The sequence below is a fragment of the Gordonia sp. 34D genome (assembly GCF_056682775.1).
In genome coordinates this window covers 1307216-1333082 of sequence record NZ_CM155293.1, presented here as the reverse complement: position 1 = coordinate 1333082, position 25867 = coordinate 1307216, and the positions used below count along the sequence as shown (strand labels likewise).

Genomic DNA, 25867 nt, shown 5'->3' with positions numbered 1-25867 from the left:
AAGCGGGGGAACTCTAGATCGTGAGGGGCAGTTGTGCGACTGACTGAGTTCACTGAGCTCGCCGAAGAGGAGTTCGGTAGCGAACGCATCGCCATGCTGCTCGAAGACCTGGTATTGACTGAGGTCGGAGGGCAAACTGGCAATGAGGCAATCGCCGCCGGGGTTGATCCCAAGCTGGTGTGGCGTGCGCTTTGCCGAGAGTTTGAGGTACCCGCCGAACGTTGGTAGAGCCAAGCCAATTTCGGCGTGTCGAATTGCTATCGAACATCTGTTCGCTATTCTAGAAAGTGGAACCGGAGCACGCTCTGGTGCGTCTAATTAATGACCGCGCGAAGCAGAATTGTCAGACCCTGCTCCTAATGTGTGGTCCGACAGCAAGAAAGCTCGACCACAACAGCTCGGCAACAGCAGTTCGATCCACACAGAGCACCCGGAGGAGAGAGAAGATGGCACCCACCAATGATCGGCAGAAGGCGCTAGATCTGGCGCTGGCCCAGATCGACAAGAACTACGGCAAGGGTTCGGTGATGCGCCTCGGTGAAGACACGCGCCCGCCGATGGAGGTCATTCCGACCGGCTCGGTCGCTCTCGACATCGCGCTCGGCATCGGTGGCCTGCCCCGCGGTCGCATTGTCGAGGTGTACGGCCCGGAGTCCTCGGGTAAAACCACGGTGGCCCTGCACGCAGTTGCCAATGCTCAGGCTGCCGGCGGTATCGCCGCCTTCATCGATGCCGAGCACGCCCTCGATCCGGAGTACGCCGCCAAGTTGGGAGTCGATATCGACGCTCTGCTGGTGTCTCAGCCCGACACCGGTGAGCAGGCGCTCGAAATCGCCGACATGTTGATCCGCTCCGGGGGTATCGACATCCTGGTTATCGACTCCGTGGCAGCGCTGGTCCCTAAAGCTGAAATCGAAGGCGAGATGGGCGACAGCCACGTCGGTCTGCAGGCACGCCTGATGAGCCAGGCCCTGCGGAAAATGACGTCCGGCTTGAACAACACCAACACCACCGCGATCTTCATCAACCAGTTGCGTGAGAAGATCGGCGTCATGTTTGGCTCGCCGGAGACCACGACCGGCGGTAAGGCTCTCAAGTTCTATGCGTCGGTCCGCCTCGACGTTCGCCGTATCGAGACGCTGAAGGACGGCACCGACGCGGTCGGCAACCGTACCCGTGTCAAGGTCGTGAAGAACAAGGTTGCTCCGCCCTTCAAGCAGGCCGAGTTCGACATTCTCTACGGCCAGGGCATTAGCCGGGAGGGCTCGCTAATCGACCTCGGCGTTGCCGAAGGCTTCATCCGGAAGTCGGGTTCGTGGTTCACCTACGAGGGCGACCAATTGGGGCAGGGCAAGGAGAACGCACGCAAGTTCTTGCTGGCGAATCCGGATGTGGCAGACGAGATCGAGAACAAGATTAAAGACAAGCTCGGAATTGGTCGTCCGGCAGTCGAGGCCGACGAGGTCGCACCCGAACCGGTCGAATTCTGAGGACCTAGCTCCGTGTGAGCTTGGTGTGCGCGATGGTTGACAGTAACAACACCGCGTCGCGTTCGGCCCGGCCCGGTCCGACTCCCTGGGATGTCGCGTTGCGACTTTTGGGGGTCCGTGCCCGGAGCCGGGCCGAAATGCGTCAGCGGCTGCAGCAGCGGGGCTTTACGTCCGACGAGATTGAGACGACCATGGGCCGACTCGAGAAGGCCGACCTCCTCAACGACGCCGACTTCGCCACGGAGTGGGTGCGGTCGAGGCATGCCACATCGAGTCGCGGGCAACTGGCGCTCAAACGTGAATTGCGAACAAAGGGCATCGCCGACGACCTGGCTGCCGAGGCCCTCTCGCAAATAGAGCCGGAAGACGAGCGGGCGAGTGCCCTCGCCCTGGCCCGCAAAAAGCTGAACGTGTCAGGGGAGGACCTGCACGATCACGCGCTACGCAGTAAAGCCTATCGTCGACTAGCGGGAGCACTTGGCCGACGAGGTTTTCCGCCGGACGTCATCGGCTCGGTTGTGAAGGAAGTATTGGACGAGGCCCGAGCCACGGATAGAGCGTGATTGCCATCCGAGACAAAACCGTCCCCCTCAGCTGCGGCTGAGGGGGACGGCTGCGTTCGTTAAGGTTTGCCGATGCGGGTGAAGCCGGGAACGTTCTCCATGGTTTCTAACTCGGCCACGTCCGGGTCGGGCGCATTCGTCTTGCGTCGCCCCTGGCGGAGACGCCGCTCAATGAAGCTGGCCAAGCCGGTGAGGCAGAAGTTGATCGCGATCATGATGACGGCGACTACCACCAGGGACGGCAGATAGTTTCCCCAGTAAGAAGCGGACGTAATACCGGAACGAACCACTTCGAGGTAGCCGAAAGCGTAGCCCAGAGCGCTGTCTTTCAACGCGATCACCATCTGGGAAATCAACGCGGGAAGCATCGCGGTCACGGCCTGCGGGAGCAGGATCATGCGCATCATCTGCGACTTCCGCAACCCGATTGACTGCGCAGCTTCGGACTGTCCGCGTGGAACGGCTTGGATCCCCGCTCGCAGGATCTCCGCAATGACGGACCCGTTGTACAGGGTCAGGCCGAAAACAACCGCCGCAAACGACAACTGTGAAGACGGCACCACCGCGTACTTGGCGAAAAGGAAGTACGCGAAGAACATCAGGATCAGCACCGGGATGGCCCGGAAGACTTCCACAAAGAAGCCGCTGACGATCCGGATCCATCGGTGGTCGGACATGCGGCCGACACCCAGCAGGGCACCGAGAATCAGGGCCAGGATGATCGAGACGATCGCGGCCTTCAACGTTCCCCACAGGCCAGGCAGTAGCCACGTAGTCCACGTTCCAGAGACTGTGAAAGGTTTCCACATCTCGGCGTCGAGCTGACCATTATCGGCGAGGATCTTGATGATGTAGGCAGCGATCGCGACTACGATCGCGACAAACACGACCGCCGTGATCCCGTTGCGGATCCGAGCCTTCGGACCGGGCGCATCGTAGAGAACTGTCGATTGATCACTCATCGCCGGACCGCCCATCGCTTGGCGGCCCAACCAAAGATCGCGCCCTCCGTGAGCGTGATGATCATGAAGCCGATCGCAATGATCGCGAAGATCACCAGGATTTGGTCACTGTAGGTTTCCAACTCGGTCTTCATCAGCAATGACGCCTCGGCAACACCGATGACGGAGGCGATCGTGGTGTTCTTGGTGAGCGCGATTAGCACTGAGCCGAGAGGCGCGATCACCGTGCGCAATGCTTGCGGGAGTACGATCAGCCCAAATACCTGCGTGAACGACAGTCCCAGCGAACGAGCCGCCTCCGCCTGGCCCAGCGGTACGGTGTTAAACCCGGCGCGGAGGGTCTCGCAGACAAAAGTGGCGGTGTACAGGATGAAGGCGAGGACGGCGAGCCGGAAGTTATTGTTCTCGATGAAGTGCGAGTTTTCTGGTGCCAGCGTCAGGCCCAAGTTTTGGTAGAGGCCGATGGAGCAGAAAAGCACGATAAGTGTCAGTGGGGTGTTACGGACGACGTTGACATAGACGGTCGCGAAGCCCCGCATCACCGGCACCGGCGAGACTTTCATCCCCGCGAGGATCACGCCCCAAATGAGGGCGCCGATTGCCGAAAAGAACGTCAGCTTGATGGTGATCCAAAAGGCGGGCCAGATCGCCGGGCCCATGCTGGCCCATAATTCAGACATTTAGGCGCCTCCTTCGCAGGGAGTTGACGGTGCGGTCAGGAATGCGATGTCCCCGACGTCGGGAAAGAGTTGATACTGCGATCCGGGAGCATCGGCGCGTGCGATCCAAGCGTTCACCGTCTCGTTGCCGAGTGAGTCGCGGAGCGCCACGCTCCACGGCGACTTATCGGTGCCCGGTGCCGGCTGAAGCATGGCTTTGAGTGCGGTGTTGACCTCGGTGACGGCGGCGGGGTAGTTCTTGGCCATGCCGATTCCGTAGCGTTCTTTCGAGAACGGCTGCCCGGCTTTCTTCTGCGTGTCGTTGACGCAAGCGTCTTTCGGATAAGTCATCGATACGAGCTTGAACTCGCCGGGGTAGCGGGTTGAGTAGCCCGCGAGGATCGTTTCGTCGGTGGTGAGGGCATCAATTTTGCCTCGTCGGAGGGCTTCAACACACGACGAGTAGGAGTCGAATTCCTGCAACTGCACACCGGGAAGTTGCTTCTTCACGTTCTGGGCCGAGGTAGAACCGCTGACCGAACACAGTTTCTTGCCGTCATTGAGGTCGGCGAGGGTGGTGATGGAATCGTCATCGTCGCGAACCAATAGACCCTGGTAGGTGATGAGGTATGGTCCCGCGAAATCGACCTTCTTTGCGCGACTGGCACTTATCGAATAGGTTGCGGCGATCATGTCGACTTCGCCGTTCGCGATGAGCGTCTCACGCTGCGCCGATGGTGTTTCACGCCAGGTGATTTCCGGGTGCGGAACGCCGAGACGGTCTGCGATGTTGTTGACGACAAATTCGGAGACGGTGGCGTCGAAGCCGGTGACCTTCCCGTCTGGCCCTTGCTGGCCCATACCCGGCTGGTCGTATTTGGTCCCAAGTACGACGTGGCCGGATTTGATGGACTCGACAAGATTCCGCGGTTCAGAACTGCCACAGGCGGTCAGCAGTGCGGTCAGGACGGTCAGTGCCGCCCCGATGATCAGGATTGACGCCAGCGGTGATCGCCCAGGGTGCCGTCGGCGGCCTGTATTTCTCTTTCTCTTGCCAGGCTGGCTGTGGCCCTGTTTGTAGCGGCCCAGTTGGTTGGTATCGGTCACCGGTCAGCCTCCAAGAATCTTCGACAGGAAGTCCCTGGCGCGCTCGGACTTCGGCGCGGTGAAAAATGACTCCGGGTCGGTGTCTTCGACGATCTGACCGTCGGCCATGAAAATGACCCGGTCGGCGGCCTTGCGGGCGAAGCCCATTTCGTGGGTCACCACGACCATCGTCATGCCCTCTTTGGCGAGAGACACCATCACGTCCAGGACTTCGCTCACCATCTCGGGGTCGAGTGCGGAGGTAGGTTCGTCGAACAGGAGGACTTTGGGACTCATCGCCAACGACCGGGCGATGGCGACGCGCTGCTGTTGACCGCCCGACAGTTGCGCCGGGTACTTGTCCTTCTGGGTGACAACACCGACGCGATTTAAGAGTTCGATCGCCCGCGCTGTCGCATCGGCCTTGGACGCCTTTCGTACTTTCAACGGGCCCAGGGTCACATTTTCGAGAATGGTCTTGTGTGAGAACAAGTTGAACGACTGAAACACCATGCCGACGTCGGCGCGGAGCTTTGCCAGATCACGACCTTCCTCGGGTAGAACGACGTTCTCGATGCGGATCTCGCCGCTATCTATTGGTTCCAGCCGGTTGATGGTGCGGCAGAGCGTCGATTTTCCGGAGCCGGACGGTCCAAGGACCACGACCACCTGCCCGCGCGGAACCTCAAGGTTGATGTCTTGGAGCACATGGAGATCGCCATAGTGCTTCTGCACGTTGGTCATTGAGATCATTGGTGCGGCATTCGTATCGGCCATGGGTACAACGTAGTTGGCCGTTCGACGGGGTGTGGGCATTTGGGAGTGCGGCATGGCAACGATTTCCCTGGAGCCGAAGCCGGTTGTTTAGTTCCGTGACCCCGGTGTGACGTGGGCTGATTTGGCACGGCACGTAACCTGGAGGGGTGAGTGTTGAGGCCCCCGACGTAGCGACAACCGAGGATGCGGTGAGTTCTCCGCGTTCTTTCACGGTCCGGACCTACGGATGTCAGATGAACGTGCACGATTCCGAGCGGATCGCCGGCCTACTGGAGGACGCCGGATACATTGCCGCGGAGAACGCCGACGACGCCGACCTGGTGGTTTTCAACACGTGTGCGGTGCGTGAGAACGCCGACAACAAGTTGTACGGCAATCTTTCGAACCTGGCACCGGTGAAGGCCGACCGGCCGGGCATGCAGATCGCGGTCGGTGGATGCTTGGCGCAGAAAGATAAAGACACCGTCCTGAAGCGTGCTCCGTGGGTCGACGTCGTTTTTGGTACCCACAACATTGGTTCGCTTCCGGTGCTGTTGGAACGCGCGCGCCACAACGAGGAAGCCCAAGTAGAGATCCTCGAATCGCTGGATCGGTTTCCGTCGACGTTGCCGGCCCGACGTGATTCCGCCTATTCGGGCTGGGTGTCGGTATCGGTCGGCTGCAACAACACATGCACCTTCTGCATCGTGCCGTCGTTGCGCGGTAAAGAAGTCGATCGTCGCCCGGGCGATGTTCTGGCCGAGGTACAGGCACTCGCCGACCAAGGAGTCCTCGAAGTTACCTTGCTCGGCCAGAACGTGAACGCCTACGGGATGTCGTTCGCTGACCCCGACATCCCGCGGGATCGCGGTGCGTTCGCCGATCTGCTGCGCGCCTGCGGCAAGATCGATGGTTTGGAACGCGTCCGATTCACCTCGCCGCATCCGGCGGAGTTCACCGACGATGTCATCGACGCGATGGCAGAAACTCCGAACATCTGCCCGCAACTTCATATGCCGCTGCAATCGGGATCTGATCGCGTCCTCAAGGCGATGCGCCGCAGCTACCGCAAGACCAAGTATCTGGGGATCCTTGAGCGGGTACGCGACGCGATGCCGCATGCCGCCATCACCACCGACATCATCGTCGGCTTCCCCGGTGAAACGGAAGAAGACTTCGCCGAGACCCTGGACGTCGTTGAAAAGGCGCGATTCTCCAGCGCCTTCACTTTCCAGTATTCGCCGCGCCCGGGAACTCCCGCAGCAACGATGCCCGACCAGGTGCCGCCGGAAGTGGTGACCGAGCGCTACCAGCGGTTGATCGCGCTGCAGGAGCGGATTTGCTTGGAAGCCAACACTGAACTGATTGGCACCGAAGCGGAACTGTTGGTCTCTGCCGGTGAAGGGCGTAAAAACTCGGCAACCGGCCGCATGACCGGCCGCGCCCGCGACGGTCGACTGGTCCACTTCCAAGCCCGAGGTCTCGGTGCCGTGGACGCCAGCACGATCCGTCCAGGTGACGTGGTGACTGTCGCTATCACCGAAGCGACGCCCTACTTCTTGATCGCTGACAGTGGGGTCGCGACGCATCGTCGGACGCGTGCTGGCGATGCATACGAGGCTGGCACCACGCCGACGACGCCCCCCGTCGGGGTGGGACTCGGGATGCCGTCGATCGGTGCGGTCCCCGCACCGGAACCCGTCACCGGTTGCGGAATTGCGCCAGCCACGTAACGACCCGGCATTTCGAAGGCGCTGCATTTTCAGAACACTGGGCTATCCAAGGACACTGCGATGAGTAGGAACGTGATGAGCAAGGAAGACATGGAAACCTTCAACCAGTACGAGAAGGAACTCCGAAAGGCCGAGAAGAAGGTCGCGGGGGAGATCGATCCCGGAGCGCGCGCCATGGTCGTGGCCGCCTGTGTCCTGCTGGCCATGCTCTCGCTGGTGTTGCCGCACGCCGGTAAAGCGACGGGCCTCGACGTCATCACCATGTCGCAGACGGCGCACGACGAGCACATTAAGCTGCCGTCGCAGATCTTTGTGTATCTGCTCGTCATCTTCGCGATCGGCTTCTCGAGCCTGGCATTGCTTACCCGTCGCTGGATCCTCGCGTGGATTGCCCTGTGCGGCACCGCAGTTGCCGCAGTCGCGGGCATGTTGGCCATTTGGACGCGCAACACCGTCGGTGTCGGCGAAACCGTCAAGCCTTCAGGCGCTGGGGCGGGCCTGATCCTCGGCTGGTTCGTCACCATGGTGCTGGTGTTCCACTGGGCGCGAGTGGTGTGGAACCGCAGCACCTACCAGTTGGCCTTGGAGCAGCAGCGTCGTGCCGAAGCCGCCGATCGCGAAGCATTCGGCCTGTCCCTGCAGCGCCCGGTTGCCCCGAGCAGCAAAGCCAAGGCCGCGCAGGCGAAGGCAGACGAGGTCAAGAACGACAACGCTGACACCGGTGCTGACGCCGCAGGCGACGACACCACCGGGACCAACGGCAAAACCAAGGACGACTAGCCAACGCAAAAGCTTGGAGTTGCTGATCCTGCTAGCAACTCCAAGCTTTTGTTGTGCTCGGGATCGACCTACCGGTCCGAAATCGCCGAGTGGGCGGCGTTGGCCCACTCTCGCCACTGCGACGCCTGCTGACGCAGGTCAGCGGCGTCACGGTCCTTGCCCGCAGCGGCAGCCTTGTCGGCCTGTTCGTCGAGCTTGTCGGCTCGCTCGGAGAACTGTGCGGCGCGGGCCTGGGCCTCCGGGTCGGTGCGCGTCCAGTCGGCATCTTCCTCGTCGCGAAGGCGCTTTTCCAGGGCGCGTGCCCGCGCTTCGAGCTTATGCATCTGCTCGCGCGGAACCTTGCCGATCTCGTCCCACGACTCGCGGAACGTGCGGAAGTCGCGTCGCGCGGCCTCTAGATCCTCGGCCGGTTTGATCTTGGCCTCGGCCTCGTCGAGCAGCGCGATCTTGGCCTTCGCATTCTCGGTGAACTCGGCGTCGCGCTCATCATTGACCGCATTGCGCGCTTGGAAGAACACATCCTGCGCTGCTTTGAAGCGAAGCCACAGGGCCTCGTCGGTGTCCCGCGGTGCCCGACCCGCAGCTTTCCACTCGGTCAGCAGATCGCGGAACTTGCCAGCAGTCGGACCCCAGTCGGTTGACGTCGACAGGGCTTCAGCCTGTGCAATCAACTCCTCCTTGCGCGACTTAGAGCCGGCGCGGTCTCGGTCGAGTTCGGCGAAATGGGCTCCTCGCCGGCGGTTAAAGGCATCGCGGGCCTTTGAGTAACGGCGCCACAGGGCATCGTCGGTCTTGCGGTCGATGCCCTTGATGGTCTTCCACTCTTCGAGAATCACGCGGAGGCGATCGCCTCCCGATTTCCACGATGTGCCTTCGGACCCGATGCGTTCGGCCTCGACAGCGAGTGCTTCTTTGCGTTCAATCGCCGACGCTCGCGCCGACTCTCGCTGGTCGCGAACTTCCTTGGCCACGTCGTCGGCACCGGCAACGATGACTTCCAGCCGTGCGGAAAGCGAGTCCACATCGCCGATGACCAGTGCCTCCGGTAAGTCGGCTAACAGATGTGCCGCGCTCGCCTGAGTTTTCCGCGGGTCCCCGGAACGGGCGGCCAAACGCTCCTCAAGAATTTCCACCTCGGTCGCCAAATCGGCGAACTTGCGGGAGAAGTGAGCAAGCCCTTCTTCGGGGGTACCTGCCTGCCACGAACCGATCTGGCGCTCGCCAGAGGCAGTCTTGAGCCACACGGAACCATCGGCGTCGATTCGCCCGAACTTCGTCGGGTCGCCAATGGGCACCGGATGAACCGGGACCGCAGGAATGGGTCCGCCCGGTATCGGCGCAGTAGCGGTCGAACCGGGTCGGGGGCCGGGCCGAGGGCCGGGCCGAGGCACTGGCTTAGCTGACGTACCGGAAGCTGCGGGAGCCGAGGCTGCCGGAGTGTCCGCGGATTCCGAGACGGTCTTCTCGGTCGGGTCGGTCGGGTTGGTCATTGCATACCTCATAAATCATCTTCGCCGCGCGTCACGGCTGCCATGTCACTACGTCGTTCATTCAAGCAGGCCATGGGCCGGTTGTGTGGTCACCCCGCAACATTGATTTGCACGCGAGTTGCTGACATTGGTGTGCTGGCAGTTCCCGCATCACCGACCCATGGCGGCACCGACGGGATGCCACCGGTAGCGTCGACGTCGTGTTGGCACTGGTTGCGATAGTCCCGAGCGCGCCGCTCTTGGTCCCCGAACTCGCCGGTCCGGCGGCTGTGGAGGCCGAGGCGGTCCGTGGCGCCGTACGGGAGGTGGCCGATCAGTTGGCGTCGGCGGCTTCGTCGTGGATTGCAGTTGGCGCGGCGGATCTCGCCGGGGGAGCGCGCGGTTCAATCGATTACTCAGGAACCGGAGAGTTCGGTGCCTACGGCGTGTCCGTGCCGGTCAATTTAGGTAAAAAAGGTGAATCGACCGGCTCGCAGCCGCTGCCGTTGTCGATGCTTATCGCCTGCTGGATTCGCGGCGAGGTCGCGCAGGACATTTCGATTACCCCGTTTGTCGTCGACCCCGAAGCATCGCCTGCCGAGTGCGCGGCCCGCGGTCGCGAGTTGGCCGCGCTCCTTTCGGCAACGCCGGAACCGGTCGGCGTGCTCGTCGTCGCTGACGGTTCCACGGCCTTGAGTTCGTCGGCTCCGGGCGGCGGCCTGCGCGAGAGCGCCGTCGAACTACAGCAGATGATTGATACGGCGATTGCCGCCGCCGACTGCGAAGCCATCACCGAACTCGACCCTTCCGCATGCGCTGTCGAGGGGGTCGGTGGTCGTGCTGCTTGGCAGACCGCGGCTGCGGCTTGCACAACGCCGCTTGCCGCGAAGGTCGATTACTGCGCCGCACCGTTTGGTGTCGGTTACACGGTCGCCACGTGGACTCCGGTGGGATGCCCTCCCGTGGACGGTGGTGCCCGGTGATCACGCCCATTGCAGTGGTTGGTCCCACGGCAACCGGAAAATCCGATCTCGCACTCGACCTCGCGGAAGCGTTGGGGGGCGAGATCGTCAACATCGACTCCATGCAGCAGTACCGCGGTATGGACATTGGTACCGCCAAATTGCCCGTCGACCAGCGGCGCGGCATCCCACACCACCAACTTGATGTTCTCGACGTGACCGAAACAGCAACGGTCGCGCGCTACCAACTCGCCGCCGCCGCCGACATTGACCGACTGCTGGCCGCTGGAAAGGTTCCGGTCATCGTCGGCGGGTCCATGATGTACATCCAGGGACTGCTGGACGACTGGCGGTTTCCGAAAACAGACTCCGAGGTGCGCGCCAAATACGAGGCGGTGCTCGCCGACATCGGGCCGCTCGCCTTGCACGACAAACTCGCCGAGGTGGATCCGGTGGCGGCGTCGACAATCCTCGACTCCGATGGACGACGCATTGTGCGGGCTTTGGAGGTCGTCGAAATCACCGGTCAACCCTTTGCGGCGTCGGCCCCGGTGATCGGGGCGGAACCGCGCTGGGGCACGAAGATCCTCACTCTCGACCGAGATCGAGAAGCGCTCGACGCGCGCATCGAACTGCGCACCGCCACGATGTTCGCCGACGGCTTCGTCGACGAAGTGGTCACCCTTGTCGATCACGGGCTCCGAGACGGCGCGACAGCCTCTCGCGCTATCGGCTACGCGCAGGTCCTTGCCCACCTCGACGGCGAGTACGACGCGGCCGAAGCCGAACAGCGGACATTTTTCGGCACTCGACGCTATGTGCGCAGGCAGCGGTCTTGGTTCCGGCGGGATCCACGCGCGGTATGGCTTGACGCCGCCGATCCGGATCTGCTGTCAAAGGCCCTTGACGCAGTCCGCGTACCCTGACTGTGTGAACAATGCGCCCACCTTCAGCACCCCTGCGCTGACCTTTGCGAAAGGTCACGGAACACAGAACGATTTCATCCTTCTCCCGGACCACTATGCGCAGATCGACCTGACCGAAGAACTCGTCGCGGCCCTGTGCGACCGTCAACGCGGTCTTGGCGCCGACGGTGTGCTTCGGGTGGCGACCGCCGGCGCACTGGTCGCCGAAGGCGTGCTCAGCGAGTTGCCCAGGGGAGTGTCGTCGGTTGACTGGTTCATGGACTACCGCAACGCCGACGGATCCATTGCTGAAATGTGCGGCAATGGGGTCCGGGTCTTCGCGCATTACTGCCACCGGGAGCAACTGGTCGATGTGGATAGTTTTACCGTCGGTTCCCGTGCGGGCGGACGTCGCGTGCAGATTCATTCGGCATCTGACAGCGACGCCGATGTGAGTGTAGAGATGGGACAGATCACCCTTCGCGGTACCAGCGAAGTCGGGATCGGGGGACTGCATCTGGCCGGTGAGGCCGTCGACGTCGGTAACCCGCACTTGGCGTGCATTGTCGACGGATTAACCGTGGAGGCACTCACGGCGCTCGACCTGACAACCGGCACCGACCTCGACTCGGCAATGTTCCCGCACGGGGCGAACGTGGAAATCCTGACGCCTCTGGTGACCTCCGTCGACGATGCCGCCGACTTCCACGCCAACATGCGGGTTTTTGAGCGAGGCGTCGGTGAAACTCGTTCCTGCGGAACAGGTTTGGTTGCCGCGGCGGCTGCGGCGTTGGCGGGTATCGATCGATCGGAGGGCGCGGTGGCGATCACCATTCCCGGTGGCGACGTGCTGGTCACCGTCGCCGACGGTGGTGCCGTGCTGCGCGGACCGTCGCGGCTGGTGGCGCGCGGCGAACTCCTTCCCGGGTGGGGCGACTGACCCGCAGAAGTAATTGGGATGCATTCGTCTGCCGAGTCCAGGCACAATGGATCTCATATGACTGAACTGAGTAACACCTCGCACCTGCCCGGAAGCAACTATGTCGACGGTGGGGACCACGTCAGCGGTGCAGGTACCGACGATGCGCACACCGGTGACGTGTACGACGATTTCGCTGACGACAGCGCCATCGAGTTTGCCGAACGGGGATCCGACGGCGATGACGGTTCCGGTGGCGAGACCGTCGAGTTTGCCAACGGTCGGGCCGCAGCATCGGCGTTCTCGGTGCGAGACCTTCGTCCCACACCGACCGTTGGAGACTTTCAGCTCGACGAACGCGCCTCACTGCAGCGCGTCGTCGGCCTATCTACTGAGCTCGAAGACATCACCGAAGTCGAATACCGCCAACTCCGGCTGGAGCAGGTGGTGCTCGTTGGTGTGTGGACCTCCGGCAGTGCCGCCGCAGCGCGTGCCAGCATGGCCGAGCTCGCCGCCCTCGCCGAGACCGCAGGATCACAAGTTCTCGAAGCTCTGATCCAGCGTCGCAGCAAGCCTGATCCTGCCACCTACCTCGGGTCCGGCAAGGCTGAAGAGCTCCGCGAGACGGTGATCGCTACCGGCGCCGACACCGTGATCTGCGACGGTGAACTGACCCCCGCCCAGTTGACCGCGCTGGAGAAGGTCGTCAAAGTCAAAGTCGTCGACCGGACCGCCCTAATCCTCGACATCTTCGCTCAGCACGCGACATCGCGCGAAGGTAAAGCGCAGGTCGCACTGGCGCAGATGGAATACATGCTGCCGCGTCTACGCGGCTGGGGCGAGTCGATGTCGCGTCAGGCTGGCGGGCGCGCGGGCAGCAATGGCGGTGTGGGCCTGCGCGGTCCCGGTGAGACGAAGATTGAAACCGATCGTCGTCGTATTCGTGAACGCATGGCCAAGTTGCGCAAGGAAATCCGCGGCATGAAAACGGCCCGGACAGTCAAGCGCGCGGCTCGCCGCCGCGGCGGGGTCCCGGCGTTAACCGTGGTTGGCTACACCAACGCCGGTAAGTCGAGCCTGGTCAACGCGATGACGGGGGCTGGCGTGCTGGTTCAAGACGCCCTGTTCGCCACGCTGGATCCGACCACCCGCCGCGCACAACTGGCCGACGGCCACGAAGTGGTGTTCACGGACACCGTCGGCTTCGTGCGTCATCTGCCGACGCAACTCGTCGAAGCCTTCCGCTCCACCCTGGAAGAAGCGGTTGATGCGGACCTGCTGGTTCACGTCGTCGATGGGGCCGACGCCTTCCCCGGAAATCAGATTTCGTCGGTGCGCAAGGTCCTCAGTGAAGTGCTCGCCGAGGACGGTCGACAGTCTCCGCCGGAAATGCTGGTTATCAACAAGATCGATGCCATCGACGGCAACACGATGACCGCGCTGCGCGGCGAGTTCCCGAACGCCCAGTTCGTGTCTGCGCAAACCGGTGAAGGCCTGGACGAACTGTTTGCCGCGATCTCGGACTTCCTGACCCGCGACGACGTGGAAGCGACGTTGCAGGTGCCATTTTCCCGGGGCGAAGTAGTTTCCCGGTTGCATCAGCACGCGCATGTTTTGGACACCGAGCACAACGCCGAAGGCACCCGCGTGCATGTGCGGATGCCTTCGGCGTTGGCTGCCGAGTTCGACGACCTCAGGGTTTAGGTTGGGCTACTCGGCGTCAAGGTCTTGTGCGACTAGTGCCGCGATCTGATCGACCGCAGCTTGATCGTCGCTGGCGACGGTGACCGCAGCGCCCTTTCCAGCGCCGAGTGTCATGATCATGAGCGCGCTTCCAGCGTCGACCGGATCGCCTCCATCGACGGCGAGGGTCACGGGAACTCCGAGCGCGGCCGCCGCCTCGGAGATCACGGTGGCGGGACGGGCGTGCAGACCAACGGCCGATCCGACGGTGACGGTAGTGCTTGGCATGTGTGTGCCTTTCTGTGAAATTACCGGTGTGAACTCACGCCGCGACGGTCGCTGGCGCCGAATCTTCGATAGCTAGTTTGGGTTGTACCTGTTTGGCTGCCAAGACCGTGATCGCTGAGACGACGACACCTGCCACGATAGCGATCAGGAACTTCCACCAAGTGCCGTTCATGGCGAACAAGACGAATACGCCGCCGTGCGGTGCGCGGCACTGAACACTCATCGCCATCGAGAGTGCGCCGGTCACGGCACCGCCGAGCATCATCGATGGAATCACGCGGAACGGGTCGGCGGCAGCGAACGGGATTGCACCTTCAGAGATGAATGATGCGCCCAGCAGCCAGGCGGCTTTGCCGTTCTCGCGTTCGGGTTCGGTGAAGGCACCGGGGCGCAACACGGTGGCGAGCGCCAAAGCCAGCGGCGGGACCATGCCCGCTGCCATGACCGCCGCCATGATTTCCCACTGTGCAGCGCCAGCGCCGGCTAAACCGAGGCCAGCCACACCGAAGGCATAGGCGGCTTTGTTGACTGGTCCGCCGAGGTCGAAGCACATCATCAGGCCAATCACGATGCCCAGCACGATCTTGGAACTCCCCGACATCGAGTTGAGCCAGTTCTCCAGGCTCGTGTTGACCCAGGACAGCGGTCGAGCCAGAAGGGCGAACATTGCAAAACCTGTGACCAACGTGCCAACGAGCGGAATGATCACCACGGGTTGCAGGCCTCGTGCCCACTGGGGCAATGGGATCCGCGACAGCCACAGTGCCACGACGCCCGCGAGCAGACCGCCGACGATGCCGCCGATGAATCCGGCATTGACGGCGACGGCGATCAGGCCTGCCGTGAAGCCCGGTGCGAGGCCGGGACGGTCGGCGATGCCATAGGCGATATAGCCAGCCAACACCGCAACCATAAGACTCATCGCCAGGCTGCCGATCGCGAAACTCACCCCGCCGAGATAGGTCATCAGTCCGCCTGGCGGCAGATCCCACAGGCTGAAGTGCAGCGAGTTGTACAGACCGTCGGACATGCCGTCTTGGACGGTCGAATTCGCGATCTCGTAGCCGGCGAGCAAGAAGCCGAGCGCCATCAGCAGACCGCCGGCCGCGACGAACGGAATCATGTAGCTGACACCGGTCAGCAGTGCCTGCTTGAGTTGTCCGCCGAGACCGACCGTCGACGCCGTTTCTGCGGTGGCGTGCGCGTCACCTGCAACGGTGACCGCGTGCGGGTCGCGGGCGCTGGCGATGGCCTCGGCGATCATGGTGTCGGGTTCGTTAATTGCGCGTTTAACGCCAGAGGCGACGACGGGTTTGCCCACGAAGCGGTCGCGTCCCTTTACCCCGACATCGGTGGCGAAGATGACGGCGTCGGCGTTCGCGATGGTTTCACTGGTGAACGGGGTAGTGCCGGTGGAACCCTGGGTTTCGACGGCGAAGTCGACGCCAGCGCGTTCGGCCGCCAGGCTCAAGGCATCTGCCGCCATGTAGGTGTGCGCGATGCCCGTCGGACAAGCCGTGATCGCGACGATCCGCGGCCGGGTCGGTTCCGACGGTGCGGCACCCGCTGAGGCCGCGGTTACCTCAGGAATCGGGGCGGCAGTAGGTTCCGGGGTCGCAGTGGGATTCGGGGTCGCAGCGGGATTCGGGGTCGCAGCAGGTGCCGGAGTCGCCTTGGGCCCGGTGATCGCCTCGTCGACCAGGGCTACGATCGCGTCGCTGTCCGGCGCGTCGCGGAGGGCCTGGACAAACTCGGGTCGCACCAGCGCTCTGGCCAGTGAGCTCAACACTTTCATGTGCTCACTCGCCGCACCGGCCGGTGCCGCAATCAAGAAGACGATATCCGCCGGGCCGTCAGGGGCACCGAAGTCGACCTTGCGAGACAATCGGGCCATCGCGAGGGTAGCGACGGTAACCGCATCGACCCGTGCGTGCGGGATTGCGATACCGCCGGGGAGGCCGGTGGGCGATTTGGTTTCGCGCTCGACCGCAGCGTCGACCAGCGACGCCGCATCCGTGCATCGACCAGCATTCGCCACGAGTTCGGCGAGCGAAGTGATGACGGCGCGCGGGTCGGCGCCGGCGTCGACGTCGAGGAGCACCAATTCCGGGGAAATGATCGGTTGGGACATGACTTGGCTTTCTAGGGTGGGATCGAGCCGGGGTAAGAACTGTAGCTGTGCAGGTCAGTGCAGGCGGGTGATCGTGACACCAGCTTCGTCGAGGAGGTCGGGGGTGGGGGGAGCTGTGCCGCGCAAAGATGCGGCTGCCGAACCGTGCGCGACGGCACTGCGCAATCGGGCTTCCGGGTCGCCGCCGCGTAAATCGGCGATTACATATCCGGCCAGGGAAGCGTCGCCCGCACCGACGGTGCTACGAACCGTGACCGCTGGCGGGGTAGCAAACCACACGCCGTCGGGCGTGGTGAGCAGGGCACCAGCACCACCGAGAGTCGTCAGGATGGCGCCGCCAGTCTGTTCGGCGAGCGTGCGCGAAGCTTCGGTCGCGACGGTGGGATCGCCAGCACCGGCAGCGGCCTCCATCGCCTGACCGTCGGCCCCGGTGAGTTCGGCAAGCTCATCGCCGTTGGGCTTCAGCAGTCCCGGCCGTGCCTTAGCTGCGGCGGCGAGCGGTGCTCCCGACGTGTCGACAGCAACCAGACAGCCGCGTTCGGCGACGGCCTCAATGATCGACGAGTACCAATCATCAGGCATTCCCGGTGGCAACGAGCCGGACAGGACCAGCCAGGAGGCACTCTGGGCCCGTTCGATGATTGCTTGTTTGAGGGCATTCGAACCGGCGAGTGACATCAGGTGTCCGGCGTCGTTGATCTTGGTTGTGGTGCCGTCCGGTTCGGCGATGGTGATGTTGGTGCGGACCGCTCCGCCGAAGGGGACGGCCAAGTGGGGCAATTCGACGGCGCTCACCTGACTGACGAAGCGATCACTTCCATCCGCGGGAAAGACCGCAAGGGTGTCGAGGCCCGCGGCGGCAACTACCCGAGCGACATTGACACCTTTGCCTCCGGGCTGATCGATGACCGCGTGTGCCCGGTGAACACTGCCTCGAGAGAGTGGTTCCGAGAGTTCAACGGTCCTGTCGATGCTGGGATTGGCGGTAACGGTAACAATCATGCGGTGAGCACCTCGATCTGATGGGAGCGCAATTCGGTAGCGAGCTTGTCGTCGATCGCGGAGTCAGTGACGACGAAGTCGATGTCGTCGAGGCTGGCAAAGCTGAACAGGTCCTCGCGGCCCAGCTTTGACGAGTCAGCAAGAACCACGGTCGTGGTGCAGGCGGCGATCATCGCGCGTTTGGTAGCGGCCTCGTCGGCATCGGGAGTCGACAGTCCGTGTGCCACGGACAAGCCGTTGGTGCCGATGAAGCCCACGGAAGCGCGAATCCTAGACAGCGAATCGATCGCGTCGGCTCCGACAGCGGCGCCGGTCGTCGGGCGTACGCGGCCACCGGTCAAGAGCAGCGTGGAATTGGGTAGGTCGGCGAGAACCGTGCCGATCTGAAGACTGTTGGCAATAAAAGTCAGGCGGGTGTCTCGGTGAATGGCCCGAGCCAGCGCAAGCGTGGTGGTTCCGGCATCCAGCAAGACCGAACCGCCGTCGACCGGAATGAGACGCACCGCGGCAGCGGCAATGGCCTGCTTGTGATAGCGCCGCGTTTCGGACCGCTCAGCCAGGTCAGATTCCTCGACAACAGTCGCGATATCGGGCCGGATGGCACCGCCGTGAACCCGGACGAGGCGTCCAGTGTGTTGCAGAATCTCCAAATCCCGGCGGATCGTCTCGCCTGTGACTGAGAATCGAGCTGCCAACTCAGTTACCGAAACCCGACCGCGGGATTGGACATCACCTGCGATCTCGGACTGTCGCTCCTCCGCGTACATCGCTGCCTCTCGCTATGACTAGGTCCAATTCACTGTTGAAGTATGTTGATCTATGTGGATATGTATCTGTTTCTACCGGTGTAAGTGCTGACAAGTCAAGGAAATCTTGTAATCTGAATCACATGATCCAGGTGAGTACCAACGCGCAGGCCCCGAACGCCCCAGATGCCAATCCGTTTGGCGCGGAGGTGATCGTCACCGGCGTTCCGGTCGTCGGGGGGTTGGCCTACGGTCGCATTGTGAAGCCGGGTGCACGGCCCGGCTTCGGTGACATCGACGCCACCGAGATCGCGGAAAGTTTGCGCCCCGCCGAGTCCGAACGGTTCGCGGCCGCCGCGGGCGTCGTCGCTGATCGACTCACCGAACGAGCCTCCCGCAACTCCGGTGTTGCAGCCGAAGTCCTCATTGCCACAGCAGCTTTGGCGCGCGACCGTGGTTGGATCGGTGCCGCCAACAAGGCCATTTCGGGGGGAGCGCCCGCCGCACTCGCGGCCATCGCTGCGACCGATCAGTTCGTCGAAGTCTTCACCAACCTGGGCGGCTTGATGGCCGAACGGGTCACGGACCTCAAAGATGTTCGTGACCGGGTGGTCGCAGAACTCCTCGGTGTCGCCGAACCCGGTATCCCCGTTCCCGACGAGCCATCAATCTTGCTCGCCGACGACCTTGCCCCCGCGGATACTGCCGAGCTAGACCCAACCAAAGTAATTGGTTTGGCCATGCGGTTGGGCGGGCCCAGTAGCCACACCTCCATCATTGCGCGACAGTTGGGCATCCCCTGCGTTGTCGCGGCTGGCGCCCTTGGCGACATCGATTCCGGTGCGATGGGATACGTCGATGGTGACTTGGGAACCGTCGGCAGTTCACCCGATCCAGAACTCATCTCGGTGGCAGTCGCGCAGGCGCATGCGCGTGCGAAAGAGATCGCTGGCTGGCGTGGCCCCGGTCGGACCTCCGATGGTCACCCGGTTGCGATACTCGCCAATGTGGCCGACGGATCCTCGGCCAGAGAAGGTGCTCGGGCACCAGTCGAGGGGGTGGGGCTATTTCGTACTGAGTTGGCTTTTCTCGAACGAGCTGATGAGCCATCGGTTGCCGAGCAGGTGGCGCTCTACCGGGAAGTCATCGATGCTTTCCCCGGTCGCAAAGTAGTCATCCGGACGTTGGATGCTGGTTCGGATAAGCCGCTGAAGTTCGTGAACAACACCGAAGAACCCAATCCCGCCATGGGGGTTCGGGGAAACCGCATCGTGAAGAGCTATCCAGAAATCCGCGACAACCAGTTACGGGCGCTGGGGGAGGCTGCCAAGGGGGACGGCCGTAGCGCTCCGTGGGTCATGGCACCGATGATTGCCACCGTTGACGAAGCGCGCGAGTTCGCCGGTGCCGTTCGGCTGCAGGGGCTGATTCCCGGCGTCATGGTGGAGGTTCCATCGGCGGCGCTGCTGGCCGATGGGATCCTCGCGGAAGTTGACTTCGTTTCCATCGGAACCAATGACCTCGCGCAATACACGATGGCCGCTGACCGGATGTCGCCGGAACTGGCGGAGCTCACAGACCCGTGGCAGCCAGCCGTTCTGGCGCTCATTGCGAAAGTCGGCGAGGCGGGCCAGCGCGCGAACAAGCCGGTCGGGGTGTGCGGTGAGGCGGCTGCTGATCCGCTGCTGGCCTGCGTCCTGGTTGGCCTCGGAGTGACTTCACTGTCGACGGCTCCGGCGGCTGCCGCGGCGGTCGGCCTGCAACTCGGAGAGGTCAGTCTCCAACAGTGCCGAAACGCGGCGGCGGCGGCTCTCAATGCAGTCAGCCCAGCTCAGGCACGCGACGACGCGCGAACCAAACTGGGCTGACCGGGGTGAATCGCTCCGGATGGAGCACTCGCTAAATGCGGCGCATCACGGTGACGACCTTGCCGAGGACTGCGGCGTCGTCGCCGGGGATGGGCTCGAAGTGCTCGTTGTGCGGCATCAGCCAGACATGACCGTCGACGCGTTTAAACGTCTTGACGGTGGCTTCGCCGTCGATCATGGCGGCGACAATGTCGCCGTTCTCGGCGACATTCTGCTGACGAACCACAACCCAGTCTCCGTCGCAGATAGCGGCGTCGATCATTGACTCGCCAACTACGCGAAGCATGAACAGTGAACCGTCACCGACGAGTTCGCGGGGCATCGGGAAAACATCTTCGACAGCCTGCTCGGCAAGAATCGGGCCGCCCGCGGCAATCCGGCCGAGAACGGGTACGAACGTCGGCTTCGGCAGAGAATCGTCCTCGCCGCCGCTACTGCCGCCATCCGGCGGGGTGCGCCCGCTATCGCGGACATTGACTGCGCGCGGACGGTGAGGGTCGCGCTTGAGTAGGCCGCGGCGCTCGAGGGTGCGCAGTTGGTGCGCCACCGACGAGGTCGAGGTGAGACCCACCTCCTCGCCGATTTCACGGATGCTTGGCGGGTAGCCGCGTTCGCGTACCGACTTGCGGATGACTTCCAGAACATCGCGCTGTCGCTGGGTGAGGGAAGCTTCCAGTGTCTCGGTCGAGAGCAGTGGATCTGGCGTGTCGGTCACCGTCGGGCCTTTCGTCAGCTGTGTTCGATTGATAGCTCCACGCTAGTTGAGTAGGTCACAAAACTCAAACAATTGTTCGATGCGTGTCGAACTTTGTCAGAGGCATGGTGTTAACTATCGAACAAGAGTTCTTCGAACACCCGATCGATAGGAGATCACCGATGAGCGCCAATGTTCTCAAGGCTCCCGTGGAGCGCCTCGAGCGTAGTGGCCACACTCGTGTGGGCTCGGCCGGTAGTAGCCGTCGCGCCGGCCTCGAAGTAGTTATGACCTGCGATCTTCCTGTCGTGGCGCGCGATTCTTCGGGTCGGGTACAGGCGCAGCGAGGTGACGTTCTTTGCTTTCCGAGCGGTCGCCCGCAGCGTCGCCAAGTGCGAGCTATCGCAGACTTAACTCGAACGGACGAGCGATCCAAGAGCGCAGCGCCTGTCAGTCATTCGAATGAATGGCGGCGCGAGCGCTCGCCGATGTTCGAATCGTCCTCGAACGTGCGAGGCGTTACCCAACGTTCGAATTACCGCAGTAATCAAGCTGCCGTCTATCGTCGTCGTCGCGTGGTCGGGGCACTCCTGGTTGGCGGAGCGCTCGCAGCCATGGTGTGGATGTTCGCGATCGTCGGAGCCAATCTCGAATCAACACCACCGGCAGCCCCGCAGGCGACCGAAGTTGTGTATGTGCGGGCAGGCGAGTCACTCACCAGCCTGGCCCAGCGCATCGCGCCCGATTTGCCGACCGCCGGAGTGATCGCGCAGCTCCGTGAGATCAATGGCTTAGAAACCTCGGGTCTGGCGGTCGGCCAGGCATTGCGGGTCCCGGCCTACAAGTAGGGAAGCCCCCAGGTTCGTGCTGGAACGCACTGCGAAACAAGGCAGATTGGGCCGCCGGGTATTCTCGTGACATGCGATGCCCGTTCTGCAAGAACGATGACACCCGAGTAGTCGATTCCCGAGTCGCCGATGATGGCCAGGCCATCCGGCGTCGTCGGGCATGCAGTGCGTGCGGGCGCCGGTTCACCACCGTGGAGTCGGCAGTTCTGTCCGTTGTTAAGCGCAATGGTATTTCCGAACCATTTAGCCGGGAGAAGGTCATGAAAGGCGTGCGCCGGGCATGCCAGGGGCGCGACATCGATGCCGATGCGCTCGCGAAACTGGCAGTGCAGGTGGAGGACACGGTTCGGTCCTCCGGATCCGCCGAAATCCCCAGCAACGAAGTTGGTCTCGCCATCCTCGGGCCACTGCGCGATCTCGATGAAGTTGGCTACCTGCGCTTCGCGTCTGTCTACAAGTCCTTCGAATCAGCCGACGACTTCCAACACGAAATCGACGACCTCCGCCGCGACCGCAGCAAAAACTGAAGTCCAGCGAACTGCCGCGACTCCGCTAGAACTTGTCGATTGCCTTCAGGATTCGCTGTTCGGAAACACTTCCCGCAGTGCCGAGCTGCTGGGCAAACAAGCTCACACGCAACTCTTCGAGTCGCCACTGGACCATTTCCCCAAGGTCGTCGTGTCGACTCTCAGGGAGCTGAGCAATCCGTCGATTCCACGCCGCAATGATGCGATCGATCGAAGCCAAGGCATCGTTGTCGCGGCTACCCGTGGTTTGGAGATTCTCAAGTCGCAGCCGAGCGGCCGTGAGATAGCGCGGAATTGAGCGCAAGTGCACCAGCGCCGTGAGTCCAACAAAGCCGTCGAATATCAAATTCGACACCTGATCGGCGACGTCATCGGCAGCCAGGGTTCCCGCGCGCGCGTCAATTGCCCGCCGAACTGGCCCGTACTCGGCCAAAGCGGCGACCGCCGCGTCGAAGTATTCGGGTGCCCGCGAACGGACCACCGGTGCGATGCGCGCCGACAGGTCGGCGAAGTCGCTGGCGTTGCGAATCTCGGTGATCGATTTTTCGGCAGCCACGGCGTCGATTATCGCCCGGTTGGTGCAGTCGGCAAGCAGCGCATCGACGTCGGAGTATGGGCTTTGGCTCAGTGAAAGCTTCGCCATCGGGGGCAGCCCGGTAGCGAGTCGGCGACTCGGCGGGGCGATCGCAACGCGAAGCAACTCAATAATGCCGGCGCGGATCCCGGCATCTCGCTCGGCGGGCGAGGCGGCGATCGTCCGCCTGACGCCCTTCCCGGGAACCGCTGCCAAGCTCGGATACCGGGTAATAGTTTGCCCGGCGACAATGGCGGTCTCGGAATCTTCGAGGGTCCCGATGCCATCCGGTGCCCACGTCGTCGCCACCGGTGCACTCGGAGTTTTCGGTCGGCCAGCGAGGTCATCGCGTAGCGCCGACAGTCGATCGCCACGGGCCACGATGGCACCTTCGGCATCGGTCACGGCAAAGTGCATCCGCAAGTGCGGATCCAGATTCGAGGGCCGGAAATCTCGCGGAGTCAACGTCACACCGGTGATCGTGGACAACTCGCGAGCCAAGCCGGTCAGCAGCGGCTCACTTCGCGTCGACAGCTTGGCCAGCGCCAGATCGGCATACCGCGAGGCGGGCGACATCGACTTCCGTAGACCCTTCGGCAGGGACTTGATCAGTGCCGTCACCAACTCGCTGCGCATCCCCGGGACAAGCCAGTCGAAGCCACTGTCGCGCACGTGCGCCAGCAGAGCCTGCGGAATGACGGTAGTGACCCCATCGTCCGGGGCACCCGGCGCAAAGTTGTACCGCAATTCCAGCCGGGCTTCGCCTTGCTGCCACGCGGCCGGGAAATCGGCTGCTTTGGGGATCTCGTCGGATGCAAAATCCTCAAGCCTGAGGTTCAGCAGGGTGGGGTCTGCCCGTCCAGCCTTCTTCCACCACGAATCGAAGTGCCGGGTGGAGACCACATTCGATGGAATCTTGGCGGCATAAAAATCGAAGAGATCTTCGTCGGAGATGCGGAGGTTTCGACGTCGAACGCGGTGCTCGGACTCCTCGGCGTCGCGCATGAGATTGGCATTGTGGGCGGCAAAGGCGTGGCGATTCTTCCACCGGGCAGCAACCAAGGCCTCCTGGATGAAGATCTCGCGCGAGGTTTGCGGATCGATGGGCCCGTAGTTGACGCGGCGCTGGGCCACGAGAGGAACGCCGTAAAGGCTGACTTTTTCATACGCCATCACGGCGCCGCGTCGCGTGGACCAGTGTGGCTCCGAATAGGTACGGGTCACCAGGTCGCCAGCAACTGATTCGACAACGGCGGGATCCACCGAGGCCACCGTGTGTGCAAATAGTCGGGAGGTCTCCACCAATTCGGCGGCGACGACGAAAGCGGGTGGCTTGTTTGACAGGAACGAGCCGGGGAAGATGCCAAACTTGGTGCCGCGTGTCCCCAGGTAGTCGCGGGTGTCTCCCTGGCGGGCACCGACATTCGTGAGAAGACCGGCCAGGAGGCTCCGATGAATGGCATCGGCATCAACCTCAGTGGTCGGCGTCTGCCATTTCAAGTCGCCGACAGTGCGCTTGAGCTGCCGGTGCAGGTCGAGCCACTCGCGGATCCGGAGGTAATGGAGAAATTCGCGTCCGCACATCTTGCGGAACTGACTACTGCCCAGTTCGCTGCGCTTTTCGGCGAGGTACGACCACAGCTTCACCTGACCGAGGAACTCAGACCCCGGTACCGCGTGCCTTCGATGGGCTGCGGTTGCGGCTTCACGTTTGTCGCTGGGGAACTCACGAACATCCGGCAGTGCGAGTGCAGCGGCAATGACGAGCATGTGATCGAGACACCCGTTGTGGTGTCCGGCGATCAGAATGCGACCCAGGCGTGGATCGACGGGCAGTCGTGCCAGTTCCTTGCCGACCTTGGTCAACCGCGCCAGCGCTGAGTCGGTGTCGGTGACCGCGCCAAGTTCGGACAGCAACAACATGCCGTCTCGGACAGCCCGAGCTTCGGGGGATTGGACGAACGGGAAGTCGTTGATGTCACCCAACCTCAGTGACAACATCGACAAGATGACGGCCGCAAGATTGCTGCGGAGGATTTCCGGGTCGGTGTATTCGGGACGACCGTCGAAGTCGTCTTCCGAGTAGAGACGGATACAAATTCCGGGTGCGACGCGACCACAACGGCCAGCGCGCTGGCGGGCACTAGCTTGCGAGACTGGTTCGATGGGAAGTCGGGTGACCTTGGTTCGGGTCGAGTACCGCGAGATGCGCGCGGTTCCAGCATCGATGACGTACCGGATGCCGGGCACCGTCAGCGACGTCTCGGCCACGTTCGTCGCCAGGACGATGCGACGTCCGTTCGATGGCGCGAACACGCGCTGCTGTTCGGCGACCGAGAGGCGAGCAAACAGCGGGACGATGTCGGCGTCGGTCCGCCGTGAGAGGGCATCGGCGGTATCGCGGATATCGCGTTCGGTGGGGAGGAAAACGAGAATATCGCCTCGCGCGTGTGCCCACAGTTCGCCGACGGCGGCGTCGATGGCTGCGATCTGGTCGAGGTCGTCGTGGTCCGAATCGGGATCTTCCCTTGGGCGGTAACGAATTTCGACGGGATACGTGCGTCCCGAGACCTCCAGAATCGGGACCTCGTCATCGGGTCCGGCGAAGTGCTTCGCGAAGCGATCGGGTTCGATGGTCGCCGAGGTAATAATGAGTTTGAGGTCAGGTCTGCGCGGCAGCAACTGCTTGAGGTAGCCGAGGAGAAAGTCAATGTTGAGGCTGCGCTCGTGGGCCTCGTCGATGATGATCGTGTCATAGCCGCGAAGCAGCGGATCCCGACCGATTTCACGCAGCAAGATGCCGTCGGTCATCACCTTGACTCTGGTGTCTTTGCTGACTCGATCGGAAAAGCGGACCTGGTAGCCAACCGCGTCGCCGATCTCGGTGCCGAGTTCGTCGGCGATGCGCTGAGCAACCGAAGTGGCCGCGATACGGCGCGGCTGGGTGTGACCGATCGATTCTCGGCCGAGCTCGAGGCAGATCTTTGGAAGCTGCGTGGTCTTACCCGAGCCGGTTTCACCGGCAATCACCACTACCTGGTGCGCGTCAATAGCTTCGGCGATTTCGGCGCGGACGGCGCTGACTGGAAGCTCCGGCGGATACGAGATGGTCAGAGAAGACATGATGCGGTCAATTCTACGGTGAGGATAAAGCGGCGCGTCACACGCCGAGGGCCCGTCGCGAGTGACCTCAATCAACGGATTTCCAGTTTCAAACGAACA

23 protein-coding genes are annotated in these 25867 nt (G+C 62.7%); 12 read left to right on the top strand and 11 right to left on the bottom strand.

Features of this window, described 5'->3' with window-relative positions:
* Positions 1-33 precede the first annotated feature (33 nt).
* The 3 genes from AC1L34_RS06160 (at position 34) to AC1L34_RS06150 (ending at position 2053) form a co-directional block, all read left to right on the top strand.
* The gene (locus AC1L34_RS06160) at positions 34-228 is read left to right on the top strand and encodes a DUF3046 domain-containing protein (protein ID WP_424294556.1); all 195 of its coding nucleotides are present in this window, start codon (positions 34-36) and stop codon (positions 226-228) included.
* A 218-nt stretch (positions 229-446) separates the two neighbouring features.
* Positions 447-1490 (top strand): recombinase RecA, encoded by a 1044-nt coding sequence (gene recA / locus AC1L34_RS06155; RefSeq protein ID WP_424294557.1) that lies wholly within the window; start codon positions 447-449, stop codon positions 1488-1490.
* A 32-nt stretch (positions 1491-1522) separates the two neighbouring features.
* Positions 1523-2053 carry a regulatory protein RecX gene (locus tag AC1L34_RS06150; RefSeq protein WP_424294558.1) on the top strand — a complete coding sequence of 177 codons (531 nt, stop codon included), beginning with the start codon at positions 1523-1525 and terminating at the stop codon, positions 2051-2053.
* Between the two features lie 59 nt (positions 2054-2112).
* Here AC1L34_RS06150 and AC1L34_RS06145 read toward each other — a convergent pair whose 3' ends face one another.
* The 4 genes from AC1L34_RS06145 to AC1L34_RS06130 all read right to left on the bottom strand — a co-directional run bounded on the left by AC1L34_RS06145 (position 2113) and on the right by AC1L34_RS06130 (position 5513).
* Positions 2113-3015, bottom strand: a complete 903-nt coding sequence (locus tag AC1L34_RS06145; RefSeq protein ID WP_424322654.1) for an amino acid ABC transporter permease — start codon at positions 3013-3015, stop codon at positions 2113-2115.
* On the bottom strand, positions 3012-3695 hold the full coding sequence (locus AC1L34_RS06140) for an amino acid ABC transporter permease (RefSeq protein ID WP_424294560.1): 684 nt from the start codon (positions 3693-3695) through the stop codon (positions 3012-3014). The genes AC1L34_RS06145 and AC1L34_RS06140 overlap by 4 nt, the downstream gene beginning before the upstream one ends.
* A complete protein-coding gene (locus tag AC1L34_RS06135) occupies positions 3696-4679 on the bottom strand; it encodes a glutamate ABC transporter substrate-binding protein (RefSeq protein ID WP_424294563.1) in 984 nt (327 codons plus the stop codon).
* A 105-nt stretch (positions 4680-4784) separates the two neighbouring features.
* Positions 4785-5513 carry an amino acid ABC transporter ATP-binding protein gene (locus AC1L34_RS06130; protein WP_424294564.1) on the bottom strand — a complete coding sequence of 243 codons (729 nt, stop codon included), beginning with the start codon at positions 5511-5513 and terminating at the stop codon, positions 4785-4787.
* A gap of 257 nt (positions 5514-5770) precedes the next feature.
* Between AC1L34_RS06130 and miaB the strand changes: the two genes are divergently transcribed.
* Both miaB and AC1L34_RS06120 read left to right on the top strand, forming a co-directional pair.
* Positions 5771-7249, top strand: coding sequence for a tRNA (N6-isopentenyl adenosine(37)-C2)-methylthiotransferase MiaB (gene miaB, locus AC1L34_RS06125; protein ID WP_480035189.1), 1479 nt, complete (start codon positions 5771-5773; stop codon positions 7247-7249).
* A gap of 75 nt (positions 7250-7324) precedes the next feature.
* Positions 7325-8029: an Rv2732c family membrane protein gene (locus tag AC1L34_RS06120; RefSeq protein WP_480035188.1), complete on the top strand. Its 705-nt coding sequence runs from the start codon at positions 7325-7327 to the stop codon at positions 8027-8029.
* 68 nt (positions 8030-8097) lie between these two features.
* On the opposite strand, the gene AC1L34_RS06115 is transcribed toward AC1L34_RS06120, so the two are convergent.
* A complete protein-coding gene (locus AC1L34_RS06115) occupies positions 8098-9519 on the bottom strand; it encodes a DUF349 domain-containing protein (protein WP_424322656.1) in 1422 nt (473 codons plus the stop codon).
* A gap of 200 nt (positions 9520-9719) precedes the next feature.
* On the opposite strand from AC1L34_RS06115, the gene AC1L34_RS06110 reads away from it, so the two are divergent.
* From AC1L34_RS06110 to hflX, 4 genes are read left to right on the top strand one after another with little or no spacing between them, the layout of a single operon-like run.
* Positions 9720-10481: a class III extradiol ring-cleavage dioxygenase family protein gene (locus AC1L34_RS06110; protein WP_424322657.1), complete on the top strand. Its 762-nt coding sequence runs from the start codon at positions 9720-9722 to the stop codon at positions 10479-10481.
* Complete coding sequence (miaA, locus tag AC1L34_RS06105) at positions 10451-11386, top strand: tRNA (adenosine(37)-N6)-dimethylallyltransferase MiaA (RefSeq protein ID WP_424323619.1); 936 nt, start codon at positions 10451-10453, stop codon at positions 11384-11386. Before AC1L34_RS06110 ends, miaA begins: the two co-directional genes overlap by 31 nt.
* Before the next feature lie 4 nt (positions 11387-11390).
* On the top strand, positions 11391-12305 hold the full coding sequence (gene dapF, locus AC1L34_RS06100; RefSeq protein WP_480035187.1) for a diaminopimelate epimerase: 915 nt from the start codon (positions 11391-11393) through the stop codon (positions 12303-12305).
* Positions 12306-12362: 57 nt separating this feature from the next.
* Complete coding sequence (gene hflX, locus AC1L34_RS06095; RefSeq protein WP_424322658.1) at positions 12363-13988, top strand: GTPase HflX; 1626 nt, start codon at positions 12363-12365, stop codon at positions 13986-13988.
* 6 nt (positions 13989-13994) lie between these two features.
* Here hflX and AC1L34_RS06090 read toward each other — a convergent pair whose 3' ends face one another.
* From AC1L34_RS06090 to AC1L34_RS06075, 4 genes are read right to left on the bottom strand one after another with little or no spacing between them, the layout of a single operon-like run.
* Positions 13995-14255, bottom strand: coding sequence for an HPr family phosphocarrier protein (locus AC1L34_RS06090; RefSeq protein ID WP_424293245.1), 261 nt, complete (start codon positions 14253-14255; stop codon positions 13995-13997).
* Positions 14256-14289: 34 nt separating this feature from the next.
* Positions 14290-16386, bottom strand: coding sequence for a PTS fructose transporter subunit IIABC (locus AC1L34_RS06085; RefSeq protein ID WP_424293246.1), 2097 nt, complete (start codon positions 16384-16386; stop codon positions 14290-14292).
* Between the two features lie 54 nt (positions 16387-16440).
* Positions 16441-17388, bottom strand: a complete 948-nt coding sequence (locus tag AC1L34_RS06080) for a 1-phosphofructokinase family hexose kinase (RefSeq protein WP_424323617.1) — start codon at positions 17386-17388, stop codon at positions 16441-16443.
* Entirely contained in the window at positions 17385-18155 is a 771-nt protein-coding gene (locus AC1L34_RS06075) for a DeoR/GlpR family DNA-binding transcription regulator (protein ID WP_424323616.1), read from the bottom strand. The genes AC1L34_RS06080 and AC1L34_RS06075 overlap by 4 nt, the downstream gene beginning before the upstream one ends.
* A gap of 122 nt (positions 18156-18277) precedes the next feature.
* Here AC1L34_RS06075 and AC1L34_RS06070 point away from each other — a divergent pair, with 122 nt between their 5' ends.
* On the top strand, positions 18278-20002 hold the full coding sequence (locus tag AC1L34_RS06070; RefSeq protein ID WP_424324583.1) for a phosphoenolpyruvate--protein phosphotransferase: 1725 nt from the start codon (positions 18278-18280) through the stop codon (positions 20000-20002).
* A 31-nt stretch (positions 20003-20033) separates the two neighbouring features.
* Here AC1L34_RS06070 and lexA read toward each other — a convergent pair whose 3' ends face one another.
* Entirely contained in the window at positions 20034-20717 is a 684-nt protein-coding gene (lexA, locus tag AC1L34_RS06065; RefSeq protein ID WP_424293250.1) for a transcriptional repressor LexA, read from the bottom strand.
* Between the two features lie 467 nt (positions 20718-21184).
* Here lexA and AC1L34_RS06060 point away from each other — a divergent pair, with 467 nt between their 5' ends.
* Both AC1L34_RS06060 and nrdR read left to right on the top strand, forming a co-directional pair.
* On the top strand, positions 21185-21544 hold the full coding sequence (locus AC1L34_RS06060) for a LysM peptidoglycan-binding domain-containing protein (RefSeq protein WP_424293251.1): 360 nt from the start codon (positions 21185-21187) through the stop codon (positions 21542-21544).
* A 71-nt stretch (positions 21545-21615) separates the two neighbouring features.
* A complete protein-coding gene (nrdR, locus tag AC1L34_RS06055) occupies positions 21616-22071 on the top strand; it encodes a transcriptional regulator NrdR (RefSeq protein ID WP_424293252.1) in 456 nt (151 codons plus the stop codon).
* Positions 22072-22096: 25 nt separating this feature from the next.
* Here the strand turns inward: nrdR and hrpA are convergent, their stop codons facing one another.
* The gene (gene hrpA / locus AC1L34_RS06050; protein WP_424322659.1) at positions 22097-25768 is read right to left on the bottom strand and encodes an ATP-dependent RNA helicase HrpA; all 3672 of its coding nucleotides are present in this window, start codon (positions 25766-25768) and stop codon (positions 22097-22099) included.
* Between the last annotated feature and the right edge of the window lie 99 nt (positions 25769-25867).

Coding starts and splice junctions, on each gene's coding strand:
- AC1L34_RS06080 (WP_424323617.1), bottom strand. CDS start 17,388: ATGATTGTTACCGTTACCGCCAATCCCAGCATCGACAGGACCGTTGAA.
- nrdR (WP_424293252.1), top strand. CDS start 21,616: ATGCGATGCCCGTTCTGCAAGAACGATGACACCCGAGTAGTCGATTCC.
- AC1L34_RS06130 (WP_424294564.1), bottom strand. CDS start 5,513: ATGATCTCAATGACCAACGTGCAGAAGCACTATGGCGATCTCCATGTG.
- AC1L34_RS06115 (WP_424322656.1), bottom strand. CDS start 9,519: ATGACCAACCCGACCGACCCGACCGAGAAGACCGTCTCGGAATCCGCG.
- hrpA (WP_424322659.1), bottom strand. CDS start 25,768: ATGTCTTCTCTGACCATCTCGTATCCGCCGGAGCTTCCAGTCAGCGCC.
- AC1L34_RS06120 (WP_480035188.1), top strand. CDS start 7,325: ATGAGCAAGGAAGACATGGAAACCTTCAACCAGTACGAGAAGGAACTC.
- recA (WP_424294557.1), top strand. CDS start 447: ATGGCACCCACCAATGATCGGCAGAAGGCGCTAGATCTGGCGCTGGCC.
- AC1L34_RS06060 (WP_424293251.1), top strand. CDS start 21,185: ATGTTCGAATCGTCCTCGAACGTGCGAGGCGTTACCCAACGTTCGAAT.
- hflX (WP_424322658.1), top strand. CDS start 12,363: ATGACTGAACTGAGTAACACCTCGCACCTGCCCGGAAGCAACTATGTC.
- AC1L34_RS06075 (WP_424323616.1), bottom strand. CDS start 18,155: ATGTACGCGGAGGAGCGACAGTCCGAGATCGCAGGTGATGTCCAATCC.
- AC1L34_RS06090 (WP_424293245.1), bottom strand. CDS start 14,255: ATGCCAAGCACTACCGTCACCGTCGGATCGGCCGTTGGTCTGCACGCC.
- AC1L34_RS06150 (WP_424294558.1), top strand. CDS start 1,523: ATGGTTGACAGTAACAACACCGCGTCGCGTTCGGCCCGGCCCGGTCCG.
- miaA (WP_424323619.1), top strand. CDS start 10,451: ATGCCCTCCCGTGGACGGTGGTGCCCGGTGATCACGCCCATTGCAGTG.
- AC1L34_RS06140 (WP_424294560.1), bottom strand. CDS start 3,695: ATGTCTGAATTATGGGCCAGCATGGGCCCGGCGATCTGGCCCGCCTTT.
- miaB (WP_480035189.1), top strand. CDS start 5,771: ATGAACGTGCACGATTCCGAGCGGATCGCCGGCCTACTGGAGGACGCC.
- AC1L34_RS06145 (WP_424322654.1), bottom strand. CDS start 3,015: ATGAGTGATCAATCGACAGTTCTCTACGATGCGCCCGGTCCGAAGGCT.
- AC1L34_RS06070 (WP_424324583.1), top strand. CDS start 18,278: ATGATCCAGGTGAGTACCAACGCGCAGGCCCCGAACGCCCCAGATGCC.
- AC1L34_RS06085 (WP_424293246.1), bottom strand. CDS start 16,386: ATGTCCCAACCGATCATTTCCCCGGAATTGGTGCTCCTCGACGTCGAC.